We start from the raw sequence: 14,021 nt of genomic DNA, 5'->3' as shown, positions 1-14,021 counted from the left end.
TACTGATTGGAAATCAACCCGACGGCCGAGTCTGAAGCATCGAAGGCCGCTGGCTCACCTCGAAATACCAGGCCGCCAGTTGCGGGTTCGCCGTGCGCCAATCCAGATCCGGATGGCGCAAATCCAGGTAACCCAACGCACACGCCACACTGATCGCCGCCACGTCGAAGTGGCAGGTCAGCTCGGCAATCGCGTCCTTTTCCAGCAATGCCAGGGCGCGGCGGATCTTGTCGCGCTGGCCGTCGAGCCATTCGTCCCAGTGTTTTTCCGGGGCGCGCAGGGCGGTTTCGTAGCGCACCAGCACGGCCGCGTCCATGATCCCGTCGGCCAGCGACGCCAGGGTCAGGCGGCGCCAGCGGGCCGAGCCTTCGCGGGGGATCAGCGGGTTGCCGACGTGCTGCTGGTCGAGGTAATCGAGGATCACCCGGCTGTCATGGATGATGTTGCCATCGGCCAGGCGCAGCGCCGGGATTTTGCCCAGGGGATTGTCTTCGATCAGCGTGAGGTCCGGGTTGACCGGGGTGAGTACGCTGGTCTGCAACGCCACGCGGTCCTGTTGACCGGTTTCGTGCAGCAGCACCATGACTTTGCGAACGAAGGGAGAGAGCGGGTTGTGGTACAGGGTCATGCTGGGGGCGGACATGGCAGTGTCTCGATCGGTGGCAGTGTCGGGCAGCATAGCGTGTGGATGCGATAGCTCAAGATCACTGTCACCTGTAGGAGCGAGCCTGCTCGCGAAAAACCTGAGGGCGCCGCGTGGTGTCAGGTGCCCAGCGTCATCGTTAACGACTTTCGCGAGCAGGCTCGCTCCTACAGGGGTTGCGTTTTAGCTGGCGGGTTGTAGTGTCTGCCCTGCTTCAGAAGCCGGAGCCACCTGCGGCTTGATCTCACGAGCCACGGTCCAGACGATGAACGCAGCGACGATGTCGAAAATCGCCAGCACCACGAACAGCGGGCTGTAGCCGATCTTGGTCACCATCACGCCAAACACCAAGGTGAACGCAGCCGCGCCCAGGTAACCGAACATGCCGCCCATGCCGGTGGCGGTGGCCACTTCGTTTTTGCCGAACGAGTCAGAGGTGATCGCATACAGCGCGCCCGACAAGGTCTGGTGAGCGAAGCCGCCGATGCACAGCAGTGCAATCGCGGTGTACGGGCTGGCGACCAAGCCGATGCAGGCCGGGCCGATCATGCACGAGGCACCGAACAGCAGGACCATCTTGCGCGAGGTGAACAACGACACGTTGCAGTACTTGTGGAAGAACGGGCTCAGGTAGCCGCCAAGTACGCAGCCGAGGTCGGCGGCCAGGAACGGCAGCCAGGCGAACATCGCGATTTCTTTGATGTTCATGTGCCGTTCGGTCATCAGGTACAGCGGAATCCATGCGTTGAAGGTCTGCCACGCCGGTTCCGAGAGCATCCGCGCACTGGCGATGGCGTAGAAGTTGCGGCTGCCGATGATCTTTTTCCAGCTGCCTTTTTTTGTGGTTGTGTCTTTGAAGTGCGCTTCCTGACCACTGAGGATGTAGTCACGTTCTTCGTCGCTCAGGCGCTTCTGGTCTCGTGGGTGCTTGTAGAGGACCATCCACAGGAACGTCCAGGCCACGCCCAGGCCGCCCACGATCAGGAACGCCAGTTCCCAGCCGCTGTGCAGAATCGCCCAGACCACCAGTGGCGGCGCCAGTACGGCACCAATCGACGAACCGATGTTGAACCAGCCGATGGCCACCGAGCGCTCTTTGGCCGGGAACCATTCAGTGGAAGTCTTGACCGCTGCCGGCAACCCCGCCGCTTCGGTCAGGCCAAGCAGACCGCGGACAAAGGCCAGGCCCTGCCAACCGGTCGCCAGGGCTGCCAGTGCGCAGGCAATCGACCAGGCAAAGGCAAAAATGGCGAAGCCCATTTTGGTGCCGATGGCATCGATGATGTAGCCGGCCACCGGTTGCATCAGCGCATAGCACACCTGCCATGCGACCACGATGTGCGAGTACTGCTCGGTGGAGATGTTCATTTCGCTCATCAGGGTCGGGGCGGCCACTGACAGGGTATTGCGAGCCAGGTAGTTGACCATCAGGCCGGCCGTCACCAGGCCGACCATCCACCAGCGGATGCCTTTGACTTTCATCACTTCACCATCATTTTTTTGGATTTATTTTTGGTGCCGCATTTGTTGTAGGTTGTCGTACAACATGTGTCTTTATAGGATCGCAAGGGTAAAACTGTCAACAGATATGTCAGAGGATTTGCAGGGGGAGGCGACAGGCGGGGAGTTTAGTCGTCGTATGACTAGCGAATAAAAACCTGTGGGAGCGAGCTTGCTCGCGATAGCGGTGTGTCAGCCAGCATCCATGGAGACTGACACGCCCTCATCGCGAGCAAGCTCGCTCCCACAGGGATCAGTGGCGTTGCAAGAGGCCTCGCAGGGCAAGCGCGGCGGGGATGCCCAGCCCCACCCAGCTCAGCGAATCCCACACACCATCCCCAAGCAACGCGGCAAACAACCCTGCCGCGCTGAGCAACGCGATGCCGGTTGGAATGGCGAAGACTTTCCAGAAGTTCGACTGCCGGGGCTTCATGCCACGCTCTCCGCCTTTTCCACCACCGGGCGGGCAGCCTTGCGCCGCACCACCCACAGGTACACCCCGCTGCCGAGCACGATGATGGTCAGCACATCCAGGGCCGCCCAGAGGATTTGCATCGGCATGCCGCCGTAGTCACCGAAATGCAGCGGCTGCGACATGCCCATGGCGTCCATGTACCACGGTCGTTCGGCCACCGCAGTGACTTGCAGGGTGCTGGCGTCGATCAGTACCGGCGTCAACAGATGCGAGGTCAGGTGCGTGCTGCCCTTCATGAACACCGCGTAATGGTGCTCACTGGAAAAGCGGGTGCCCGGGAAGGCGATGAAGTCCGGCTGCATGCCCGGCGCGACATCCTTGGCGATGTCGAGCAAACGGGTGGCCGGCGCCAGTTGCGTCAGCGGCGGTGCGTCGCGGTACGGCGCGACCATGGCGCTCAGGGTGTCGTTGCGCCAGGCGGCAATGATCAGGTCGGCGCAGGCACTGATCACGCCGGTCACGCCAACCACCAAGGCCCAGGTCAAGGTCACCACACCGATCAGGTTATGCAGGTCGAGCCAGCGCAGGCGCGTGGATTTGTCCTGGCGCACGGTGGCGAACTTCAAGCGGCGCATGAACGGCAGGTACAGCACCGTGCCGGAAACGATCGCCACCACGAACAGAATCCCCATGAACGCCAGCAGCAACTTGCCCGGCAGCCCGGCGAACATGTCCACGTGCAGGCGCAGCATGGTCAGCATGAAACCGCCGTTGGCCGATGGCGTCTCCAGTGCTTCGCCGGTGCGAGCGTCGAGCATGAAGGTGTGGGACGAGTTCGGCTCGGTACCGGCGGTGGCCGCCATGATCGTCAGCACGGCATTGGGCTCGTCGTCCTCGAAGCCGAAATACTGCATGACTTCACCGGGACGGTGTTTCTCGGCCGCTTCAACCAACTGCTGCAAATTCAGGCGCGGGGTGTCCGCCGGCATCTCCTTCACTTGAGGCGCATCGCCCAGCAAGTGGTCGATCTCGTGGTGAAAGATCAACGGCAGGCCGGTCAGGGCCAGCAGCAACAGGAACACCGTACAAATCAGGCTGGTCCAGGTGTGGATCGCGGACCAGCGGCGAATTGTTTTACTTTTCATTTCATTGCCTTCAGAAAAACCAAAGCCGTCCACGAAGGACGGCCTGGTCATTGGGCGTGTCAGTTCAACGCGTTACCACTTGTACGTTGCACTGGCGACGACGCTGCGCTGGTCGCCGTAGTAGCAGTAGAAGCTGTCACACGTCGAGATGTAGTCCTTGTCGAACAGGTTGGTTGCATTCAACGCCAGAGAGGCACCTTTGAGGCTGTTGTCCAGGCGACCGAGGTCGTAGTGAACGGCGGCGTCAAATACGGTGTAGGCATCGGCCTTGCCCAACTCGGTGTTGGCTTGGTCGCCATAGGTATTGCCGGTATAGCGAACGCCGCCGCCCACACCAAAGCCATCCAGCACGCCGTTGTGCCATGTGTAATCGGTCCACAGCGAAGCCATTTGGATAGGCATCAGTTGCAGGCGATTGCCCTTGAAAGTGCCGTCTTGTACTTCGGATTTGGCCAGGGTGTACGCGGCGATGACCTTGAGGTTTTCGGTCACGTCGGAAACGGCTTCCAGCTCCAGGCCTTTGACTTTGACTTCACCGGTCTGGCTGGTGATCGGGATGTTATTGACGTTGGTGGTGACGGAGACGTTTTTCTGGGTCAGGTCATACACCGCTGCAGTCAGCAGGGTATTGCTGCCAGGCGGTTGATACTTGATGCCCAGTTCCCATTGTTTGCCTTCGGTCGGCTTGAACGATTCGGTCGCCGAGGTATCGGCGTTGCTCGCAGGCTGGAACGATTCTGCGTAAGACAGGTATGGCACGAAGCCGGAGTCGAACACGTAGCTGATCGCTGCGTTGCCGCTGAAGTTCGTGTTCCGGTCGGTGTTGGTGGCATCACCCTTGTTGAAGAACTTGGTGCTGGTATGCACCCAGTCTTCACGACCACCCAGGGTCAGGCGCCATTGATCCAGTGCCATTTGATCCTGGACGTACAGACCGGTCTGGTAGGTCTTCTGATCGTAGTCGTAGAACGCCGACGAACGTGGAGGACGGACGATTGGCTGGCCGTAGATCGGGTTGTTGACGTTGGTGGTCAGGCCGTCACCGAAAATCGAGGTGTAGTTGGTGTTGGTGCGCTGATGGTCGAGACCGATCAACAGCGTGTGACGGATGTCGCCGGTGGCGAAGTCGCCCTGGAAGTTATTGTCCACGGCGAACTGGCTGATGTCCTCGTCAACGCTGGTGCTCGTACGGCCCACATTGCCTTCGGCGTCGACTTGAGTGAACGGATAGGCACCGGGAGTGAGCGCCTGGAAGGACAAGTCCGACTTGGTGTAACGCAAGTTCTGTTTGAACTGCCAGACATCGTTGAGGCGATGTTCAAAGGCGTAGCCCAGTGCGTAGTAGGTGCGGTCGTAGTATTCCCAGTCCGGGTCGCCCAGGTTTTTGTGATGGGAAATATCGCCCAATGGCGAATGGATCTTGGTGCCCTGGATCGGCAGGAACTGGCTGGTGATCCCGGTATCGTCACGGGTGAATTGCGAGAGCAGGGTGAACCGGGTGTCTTCGTCGATATTCCAGGTCAGGCTGGGGGCGATGTTGTAGCGCTTGTTGTCGACGTGGTCGATCTGCGTGCCGCTGTCGCGCACTACGCCGCTGACGCCGTAGAGAAATTGACCTTGATCATCGATCTTGCCGGTGCTGGCGAAGTTGATCTGGCGTTGATTGTCGCTGCCGTATTGCAGTTGGATTTCGTTGCTGGCTTCAGTGCTTGGGCGACGGCTGACCATGTCCAGCAGGCCGCCTGGCGGGGTCTGACCGTAAACGGACGAGGCCGGCCCGCGCAGCAGTGCGAGGCGATCGAGGTTCCAGGTTTCCTGTTTCGGGTTGGCATACACGCCTTTTGGCAGTGGCAGGCCATCGAGGAACTGGGTCGGCTCGAAGCCACGAACGCGCAACCAGTCGGCGCGGGTGTCGCTGCCGTAGCTGCTGGCCGTGATGCCGGGCATGTAGCGCACAGCGTCGTCGAGGCTGTGAACGCCACGGTCGTCCATCTGTTCGCGGGTCGCGATCGAAATCGAACGTGGTACTTCGACCAGCGCGGTATCGGTCTTGGTGCCGGCGGCAGTGCGCTTGGCCAGATAGCCTTGCGCCGTGCCCCAGGCGCTTTCAGTGTCTTCCACGCCGATCACGCTGGTCGCTGGCAGGGCCAACACACCCTCGGGTACAGCCACCAGGCTGTAGGTGCCGGCACTGCTTTGCTCCAGCTGCAGCCCGGTGCCACGCAGGGCTTCGCGCAGGGCGCCGGCGGCGTCGAACTGGCCATTGACAGGCGCCGAGGTTTTGCCCGCCGCCAGCGACGGATTCAGCGACAGGGCCATTCCGGCCTGGCTGGCGATCTGGTTCAGGGTGCTGGCCAACGGTGCGGCCGGCAGGTTGTAGGCGCGAACGCTGGACGCCTGTTCAGCGGCGAACAGTTGGCTGCTGGCCAAAGGGGTGCAAAGGGCTATGGCGACCGCCAGCAAACTGGGGCGCAACAAGGTGTCTAGCGAACGGGACATACAGCGGCTCCTGAATGGAAATATTTCTCAATTGCCTGTGTGCCGAACGAAAATCAAAAAGTGATAGGGCTGGATGAAAATAATTTCGATTCAGTTATCCAATAAGCATCGAGGTGCTTCAGGGATGCGCATTTTGTGGCGAGGGGGCTTGCCCCCGTCCGGCTGCGTAGCAGTCGCAAAATCAGCCAATGCGGTTTAACTGGAAAATGCGGGGGCCGCTTCGCGATCCAACGGGGGCAAGCCCCCTCGCCACAGGGTTCTGTGTGGGGATTCAGGGCTTGGCGTCGGCCTTGGCCACGACCTTCACCCACCATTGCGTGTGCTGCTCGATCTGCACCGGCAGGGTCGGCAGCAGGGCATTGAGCGCCAGGTCGGTGTCGCGCAGCGGAAAGCTGCCAGTGATGCGCAGGTCGGCCACTTCCGGCGCAACGCCGACGTAACCGGTTCGATAACGACCGATTTCATGCACCAGGTCTTCCAGTCGCGTGTTATCCACCACCAGCATGCCGCGGGTCCAGGCATCCGCGCCGAGGTTGACGGCCAGAACCGGACCCAGGCCGTTACTGCGGATCAACACCTGCTGGCCTTCGCGCAGAATCTGTTCATCGGGGTTGGACTCGGGGTGAACCGCCACCGCCGACTGCAGCACGCTCAGGCGCGTGCCTTCGTCTTCGCGCTTGACCAGAAACCGCGTACCCAGCGCGCGCATGCTGCCTTCACGGGTTTGGACAATGAACGGCCGCGGGTCGCCATGACCGGTTTCAACCAGGATCTCGCCTTCTTGAAGGACAAGGCGCCGCTGCTTTTCATCGAAGCGCACATCCAGGGCACTGTGGGTGTTGAGACTGACCAGAGTGCCGTCGGCCAGGCGCAGGGTGCGCTGCTCGCCAACGGCGGTGCGCTGGTCGGCCAGCCAGTAATCGATCGGCAGGTAACGTGGCCCGGCAAACAGCGCCAGGCCGATCACCGCCACCACACTCGCCATGCCATTGCCGAGCTTGCGCACCCGCCGGCGAATGCCTTCGCGCGATTGCAGCAGGGCTGTGCGGGCCGGGCCGCTGGCTACGCTGAAGCGCTGGTCGAGCATGCCCAGCTGGCGCCAGGCGCGGGCGTGCTCTTCGTTGGCAGCATGCCACTTGGCGAACTCTTCGCGCTCAACCGGGTTGGCGCAATCCATGGACAACTGCCAGGCAATCGCCGCGTCCAGCACTTTGGCCGATACCGGTTTGGAACTGACCGGATTCATGTCGGCTCACCATACAGCGCGATGTAGCACTGGCGAGTGCCTTGGGCCAGGTACTGACGCACTCGCGGCACCGACACGCCGAGGCGCTCGGCGATTTCTGCATGGCCGAGGCCGTCGAGACGGTTATAGAGGAACGCCGCCCGGGCCTTGCTGGAAAGCTTGCCGAGCAAACGGTCAATGTTTTTCAGGTCTTCGAGGATCATTTGCTGTTCTTCCGCCGATGGTTGTTCGGCTTCGGGAATCAGCATCAGCTCGGTGAGATAGGCCTGTTCCAGCGCGGCGCGACGGAAGTAATCGAACAGCAGGCCCTTGGCAATCGCCACCAGAAATGCCCGCGGTTCGCGCGGGGCCTTCATATCCTCGCGGCCCAGCAAACGCACGAAAGTGTCCTGGCTCAGGTCTTCTGCCCGCTGCGGGCAGGCGACGTTGCGTCGAAGCCAGGCCAATAGCCAACCGCGATGGTCGCGATACAACGCACCGACGAGCTCACTTTGAGGGCTTGGGACTGACGACACGCCGCATCACCGATTGGGAAGTTGTAACTAACGAGAATTGTTCGCGATTGTGGCAGAGGCAGGGTAGGTAAGCAATTAGCGTTGGTCGGGTGGGAATTTGGCGGCGGCCCCTGTAGGAGCGAGCTTGCTCGCGAAAATCGTCAACGGTGACACGCTTTTCTGGCAAGACCGAGGTGTCAGATGATTTTTCGCGAGCAGGGGGTGTGCGTATAGGTCAGAAGGACGGTGCCTGCTGCCGGCGTTTCCACTGACTCAAGCGCTGTTGCAGGTTCAACGGGCTATGAATCTGCTGCTGCCGCGCGCGGCTGAACAGAATCAGCGCCAGTTCAGCGGTGGCCAGGGCGTCGGCGCTGGCGTGGTGGCGCTCGAAGACTTCGAGCTTGAACCAGTCGATCCAGTCGTCCAGCCCGGCCTCGCGAATGTTCGCCTGTGGGCATAGCAGCGGCGCAATGTCCGCCACATCCAGAAACGTATGCTGCAACTTGCAACCCAGGTGATCTTTCAGTGCGCGGCCGAGCATGTGCTGGTCAAACGGCGCGTGGAAGGCCAGCACCGGACTGTCACCGAGGTACTCCATCAGGTCGAGCAACGCCTCTGCCGGGTCGCTGCCCGCCGCAATGGCGCTGGGGCCAATGCCGTGGATCAGCACGCTGGGGCCGAGTTTGACTTGCGGATATTGCAGGGTGCGTTCGAACAGCTGGCGAAAGTCGATGGCCCCGTCCTCGATCACCACCGCGCCGATGGACAGCACCTGGTCCTTGTTCAGGTTCAACCCGGTGGTTTCCAGATCGAGTACCACCCAGCGCTGCTCGCGCAGACTGCATTCGCTCAGGGCGGCGGCGGTGGGCAAGCGTTCCAGGCGATGTTGCAGGTGGGCGGGCAGGGTGGGGCCCGCTGGGCGCAACCATGAAAACAGGCTCATAGCTGATACCGCAACGTCAGGCTGCTTTGCAGGCGTTGTGCCTGGCGCAGGGACTCACGCAGGATGCGCCGGTCCAGATGATTGAGGCTGTCGGGGTCGACCCGGTTTGAGTAAGGAAAATTCTCCCGGGTCTGTAGTTGATGTTGCTGCATGCGGGTTTGCTGGATGAAGTGATAGGCCTCTTCGTACGCGGCACCGTCCAGGGGCTCGATGACCTCTTTGGCGACCAGTTGGCGAAAACGCTCCAGCGTGTTGTTCGCTTCGATACCGTGGGCCAGGGCCAGTAACCTGGCGCCGTCGACGAACGGTGCCAGGCCTTGGGTTTTCAAGTCCAGAGTGGCTTTTTCACCATTTTTGCGCGCCAGCACGAACTCGCGGAAACGTCCTACGGGCGGGCGATTACGCAGCGCATTCTCGGCCATCATGCGCTGGAACAAACGATTGTCGCCGACCTGATCGAGGATGCCCCGACGCAACTGCTCGCAGCCTTGCTCGCTGCCCCAGACCACGCGCAAATCGAAATAGATGCTCGACCCCAGCAGGTTCTCCGGGGTTGCCTCGCGGATAAATGCCGCAAAGCGCCGCGCCCATTCGGCCCGGGACAGGCACAGCTCGGGGTTGCCGGCCATGATATTGCCCTTGCACAAGGTGAAGCCGCACAACGCCAGGCTCTGGTTGATCTGCTGGGCGAGGGGCAGCAACTTGCCGCGAATCTCGGCGGCATGGGCCGCATCCCTGGCTTCGAACAGAATGCCGTTGTCCTGATCGGTGTGCAGGGTCTGCTCGCGACGGCCTTCACTGCCGAAGCACAGCCAGCTGAATGGCACGCCGGGGTCGCCTCTTTCGGCGAGGGTCAGTTCGATCACCCGGCACACGGTGTGGTCGTTGAGCAAGGTGATGATGTGGGTGATCTGCGTCGAGGAAGCGCCGTGGGCCAGCATGCGCTCGACCAGTTGACCGATTTCGCCACGCAGCGCCACCAGGTTTTCCACCTTCTGCGCATTGCGGATGGTACGCGCCAGGTGAACCAGGTCGACTCGCTGCAGGGAAAACAGATCGCGCTCGGAAACCACGCCGCACAAGCGTTGGTCCTTGACCAGGCAGACATGGGCAATGTGCCGCTCGGTCATGGCAATCGCCGCGTCGAAGGCACTGTGATCCGGCGACAGGAAAAACGGTGCCCGGGTCATGTGCCCTTCGATGGCTTCGTTGAAATCACTGCTGCCATTGGCCACGGTCTGACGCAGGTCGCGGAGGGTGAAAATCCCCAATGGCGCCTTGAGTTCGTCGACCACCACGATGCTGCCGACCTGCTGTTCGTGCATCAACGTCACGGCTTCGCGCAATGGCGTCTGGGGGCCGCACATTACCGGGTGGCGCATGGCCAATTCGCCCAAGCGGGTATTGAGCGAATATTGGGTGCCAAGGGTTTCCACGGCTTTTTGCTGCACTTGCTGGTTGACCTGATCCAGCAGGCTGCTGACACAGCGCAAGGCGAAGTTGCGGAAGGTGTCCGATAGCGAAAACAGGCGGATGAACGCCGGCTTGTTCAGCTGCAGGCAGAAGGTGTCTTCGCCCGCCAGGTGCTCGGTGCGGGTCGCCCGCTCACCCAGCAACGCCGCGAGGGGGAAGCATTCGCCAGTGGTGATCTCAAAGACCGTTTCGGTGCCACCTTTGGCCGTATGCGGACGCTCGCCCACGACCCGGCCTTGCTTGACGATATAGAAGTGCTCGACCGGGCCGTCGGCGGGTTTGATGATGCTCTCGCCGGGAGCGTAAAAACGCAGCTGACATTGCTCGACCAGAAACGCCAGGTGAGCGTGTTCCATCTGGTTGAAGGGCGGGAAGCGCTGAAGGAATTGCAACGTGCCCTGGATGTTCTGCAACACCGCGGTTTTCCCTGCCTGTGTGAAGGCGTCCGCTTTACTCATAACCATTACCGCTGTTTTTTTGAATTGTTGTTGTCGGATGACCCGGACATGGTCGACCCCTGTGGCCGGGGTGCCCATTGGACGTAAGTCTAGGTAGGCAGTTAGCGCCCTGAAATGTCGGAAGAACCCTACACAAGGGTGCGAAAAACCTCTCTGTTCCCCTCTTGGAAAATTTTCCGACGAAGCGCACATTGAGGGTCTGCTTAGCGATGTCTCACCACTGTGCTAGGGAAATGAAGTGAACATGTAGAGAAAGCCATGTCCGACCACGATATTTTGAGCGACGCCGAGCGCGAAGCGCTGAGTGCCGTCATGCAGGAACCTGACCTGCCACCGCAACGGGTGCTGATCGTCGATGACGACAAGGACGCCCGGGAGCTGCTGTCAGAGATTCTCGCGCTGGACGGTATTCGCAGCCTGACCGCGGCCAGTGGCGAAGCTGCACTCAAGATGCTGGAGGAAAAGCCTTCGATCGGACTGGTGATTACTGACCTGCGCATGGGCCATATCGACGGGCTGGAGCTGATCCGCCAGGTGCGCGAATCGGTTAGGGCGGCGTTGCCGATCATCATCGTCTCGGGCGATGCCGACGTGAAAGACGCCATCGCGGCAATGCATTTGAGTGTGGTGGACTTTCTGCTCAAGCCGATTGATGCCGCGCAGTTGCTTGAGTTGGTCAAGCGTGAGCTTGGGGTGAAGCTGTAGCCGCGTGTGAAACGCATTTTGTAGGAGTCCGGCTTGCCGGCGATAGCGTCCTTGAGAATGCCATCGCCGGCAAGCCGGGCTCCTACAGGAACATGGCGTAAAAAAAGCCCTGATCTTTCGATCAGGGCTTTTTCATGTCCGGCGTAAACGCTCAGTTACAGGCCATTGGCAGCCTTGAACTCGCGACGACGACGGTGCAGGACCGGCTCGGTATAACCGTTCGGTTGCTGGGTGCCTTCGACCACCAGTTCGACCGCTGCCTGGAAGGCGATGTTGCTGTCGAAGTTCGGGGCCAGCGGACGGTACAGCGCATCGCCGGCGTTCTGCCGGTCAACCACGGGTGCCATGCGCTTGAGGCTTTCCATGACTTGTTCTTCAGTGACGACGCCATGGCGCAGCCAGTTGGCGATGTGCTGGCTGGAAATACGCAGCGTTGCACGGTCTTCCATCAGGCCGACGTCGTTGATGTCCGGCACCTTGGAACAGCCGACGCCCTGGTCGATCCAGCGCACCACGTAGCCGAGAATGCCCTGGCTGTTGTTGTCCAGTTCGTTCTTGATCTGTTCGGCGGTCCACTGCGGGTTCACCGCCAGCGGGATGGTCAGGATGTCGTCTACCGATGCATGGGCACGCTTGGCCAGTTCGGCCTGACGGGCGAACACGTCAACCTTGTGGTAGTGCAGCGCGTGCAGGGCAGCAGCGGTCGGCGACGGCACCCAGGCGGTGTTGGCACCGGCCAGCGGGTGAGCGATTTTCTGTTCGAGCATCGCTGCCATCAGGTCCGGCATGGCCCACATGCCTTTACCGATCTGCGCGCGACCTTGCAGGCCGGTGCTCAGACCGATATCGACGTTGGAGTTCTCGTAGGCGCCGATCCATTTTTCTGCCTTCATGTCCGCCTTGCGCACCATCGGGCCGGCTTCCATGGAGGTGTGGATTTCATCGCCCGTGCGGTCGAGGAAACCGGTGTTGATGAACACCACGCGCTCGCTCGCCGCCTTGATGCAGGCCTTGAGGTTGATCGTGGTACGACGCTCCTCGTCCATGATCCCGACTTTGAGGGTGTTGCGTGGCAGGCCCAGCACGTCTTCGATGCGGCCGAACAGCTCGTTGGTGAACGCTGCTTCTTCAGGACCGTGCATCTTCGGCTTCACGATATAGACCGAGCCGGTGCGGCTGTTCTTGCGCGAGCTGTTGCCGTTGAGGTTGTGGATCGCCGACAGGCAGGTCACCAGGCCGTCGAGAATGCCTTCCGGCACTTCGTTGCCGTCTTTGTCGAGGATCGCGTCGATGGTCATCAGGTGACCGACGTTACGCACGAACAGCAACGAGCGACCGTGCAGGCTCAGTTCGCTGCCATCGACTGCGGTGTAGGTGCGGTCGGCGTTCATGGTACGGGTAAAGGTCTGACCGCCCTTGGCGACGCTTTCCGACAGGTCGCCCTTCATCAGGCCGAGCCAGTTGCGGTAGATCACCACTTTGTCATCGGCATCGACGGCGGCAACCGAGTCTTCGCAGTCCATGATGGTGGTCAGCGCAGCTTCCATCAGGATGTCTTTGACGCCGGCCGCGTCGGTCTGGCCGACCGGGGTGCTGGCGTCGACCTGGATTTCGAAATGCAGGCCATTGTTTTTCAGCAGAATCGCGGTCGGTGCAGCGGCATCGCCCTGGAAACCGATCAGTTGAGCGTCGTTGCGCAGGCCGGTGTTGCTGCCGCCTTTAAGGGCGACCACCAGTTTGCCGTCGACGATCTTGTAGCCGGTGGAGTCGACGTGGGAGCCGGCCGCCAAAGGCGCCGATTCGTCGAGGAAGGCACGGGCGAAGGCGATGACCTTGTCACCGCGCACCTTGTTGTAGCCTTTGCCTTTTTCCGCGCCGTCGGCTTCGCTGATGGCGTCGGTGCCGTAGAGCGCATCGTACAGCGAGCCCCAACGGGCGTTCGAGGCATTGAGTGCGAAGCGGGCGTTCATCACCGGTACCACGAGCTGTGGGCCGGCCATGCGGGCGATTTCGTCATCGACGTTTTGCGTCGTTGCCTGGAAATCGGCCGCTTCTGGCAGCAGATAACCGATGTCTTGCAGGAAGGCTTTATAGGCCACGGCGTCGTGCGACTGGCCGGCACGCTGTTGGTGCCAGCCATCGATACGAGCCTGGAAATCATCGCGTTTGGCGAGTAGGGCTTTGTTCTTCGGCGCCAGGTCATGGATGACCTTGTCGGCACCGGCCCAGAACTTATCGGCGGTGAGGCCGGTACCGGGAATGGCTTCGTTGTTCACGAAGTCGAACAGGACTTTGGCGACCTGCAGGCCACCGACTTGAACGTGTTCAGTCATTGCTTGCCTCACTCTGCTCAGCTATTTCGCTTTTCAGCTCTTCAAATTAACAATGAAGCCTTTGGCCATTTAAACCACAAACCCCTCTACCAGTACATGCCCGTGACGGGCGGCTGGGTTGGGACCAATCAACGGCTTGGGGCCTTGCTGACAGGGCTTTCAGGGTT

The 14,021-nt window shown here is 60.9% G+C and carries 11 protein-coding genes; 1 reads left to right on the top strand and 10 read right to left on the bottom strand.

What is annotated here, in order from left to right:
- Positions 1 to 13: 13 nt before the first annotated feature.
- The 9 genes from B0D71_RS22460 to B0D71_RS22415 all read right to left on the bottom strand — a co-directional run bounded on the left by B0D71_RS22460 (position 14) and on the right by B0D71_RS22415 (position 10,822).
- A complete protein-coding gene (locus B0D71_RS22460; RefSeq protein WP_205886028.1) occupies positions 14 to 643 on the bottom strand; it encodes a glutathione S-transferase in 630 nt (209 codons plus the stop codon).
- 183 nt (positions 644 to 826) lie between these two features.
- Complete coding sequence (locus B0D71_RS22455) at positions 827 to 2,125, bottom strand: MFS transporter (RefSeq protein WP_103396669.1); 1,299 nt, start codon at positions 2,123 to 2,125, stop codon at positions 827 to 829.
- 271 nt (positions 2,126 to 2,396) lie between these two features.
- Positions 2,397 to 2,576 carry a hypothetical protein gene (locus B0D71_RS22445; protein ID WP_103396668.1) on the bottom strand — a complete coding sequence of 60 codons (180 nt, stop codon included), beginning with the start codon at positions 2,574 to 2,576 and terminating at the stop codon, positions 2,397 to 2,399.
- Entirely contained in the window at positions 2,573 to 3,703 is a 1,131-nt protein-coding gene (locus B0D71_RS22440; protein WP_103396769.1) for a PepSY-associated TM helix domain-containing protein, read from the bottom strand. Before B0D71_RS22440 ends, B0D71_RS22445 begins: the two co-directional genes overlap by 4 nt.
- A 72-nt stretch (positions 3,704 to 3,775) precedes the next feature.
- Positions 3,776 to 6,202, bottom strand: a complete 2,427-nt coding sequence (locus tag B0D71_RS22435) for a TonB-dependent siderophore receptor (protein ID WP_103396667.1) — start codon at positions 6,200 to 6,202, stop codon at positions 3,776 to 3,778.
- Positions 6,203 to 6,473: 271 nt separating this feature from the next.
- The gene (locus B0D71_RS22430) at positions 6,474 to 7,448 is read right to left on the bottom strand and encodes a FecR domain-containing protein (protein WP_103396666.1); all 975 of its coding nucleotides are present in this window, start codon (positions 7,446 to 7,448) and stop codon (positions 6,474 to 6,476) included.
- Positions 7,445 to 7,963, bottom strand: coding sequence for an RNA polymerase sigma factor (locus tag B0D71_RS22425; RefSeq protein ID WP_103396665.1), 519 nt, complete (start codon positions 7,961 to 7,963; stop codon positions 7,445 to 7,447). Before B0D71_RS22425 ends, B0D71_RS22430 begins: the two co-directional genes overlap by 4 nt.
- A 214-nt stretch (positions 7,964 to 8,177) precedes the next feature.
- Positions 8,178 to 8,885 (bottom strand): 3'-5' exonuclease, encoded by a 708-nt coding sequence (locus B0D71_RS22420; RefSeq protein ID WP_103396664.1) that lies wholly within the window; start codon positions 8,883 to 8,885, stop codon positions 8,178 to 8,180.
- A complete protein-coding gene (locus tag B0D71_RS22415) occupies positions 8,882 to 10,822 on the bottom strand; it encodes a putative nucleotidyltransferase substrate binding domain-containing protein (RefSeq protein ID WP_205886027.1) in 1,941 nt (646 codons plus the stop codon). Before B0D71_RS22415 ends, B0D71_RS22420 begins: the two co-directional genes overlap by 4 nt.
- 252 nt (positions 10,823 to 11,074) lie before the next feature.
- Here B0D71_RS22415 and B0D71_RS22410 point away from each other — a divergent pair, with 252 nt between their 5' ends.
- Positions 11,075 to 11,521: a response regulator gene (locus tag B0D71_RS22410; RefSeq protein WP_103396662.1), complete on the top strand. Its 447-nt coding sequence runs from the start codon at positions 11,075 to 11,077 to the stop codon at positions 11,519 to 11,521.
- 155 nt (positions 11,522 to 11,676) lie between these two features.
- On the opposite strand, the gene B0D71_RS22405 is transcribed toward B0D71_RS22410, so the two are convergent.
- Positions 11,677 to 13,854: a malate synthase G gene (locus B0D71_RS22405; protein WP_103396661.1), complete on the bottom strand. Its 2,178-nt coding sequence runs from the start codon at positions 13,852 to 13,854 to the stop codon at positions 11,677 to 11,679.
- Between the last annotated feature and the right edge of the window lie 167 nt (positions 13,855 to 14,021).

Origin of the sequence: Pseudomonas laurylsulfativorans, assembly GCF_002906155.1 — a bacterium.
GTDB classification, from domain to species: domain Bacteria; phylum Pseudomonadota; class Gammaproteobacteria; order Pseudomonadales; family Pseudomonadaceae; genus Aquipseudomonas; species Aquipseudomonas laurylsulfativorans.
Note: the sequence above shows the minus strand (reverse complement) of the source record. Positions and strands in the feature narration are given on the sequence as shown.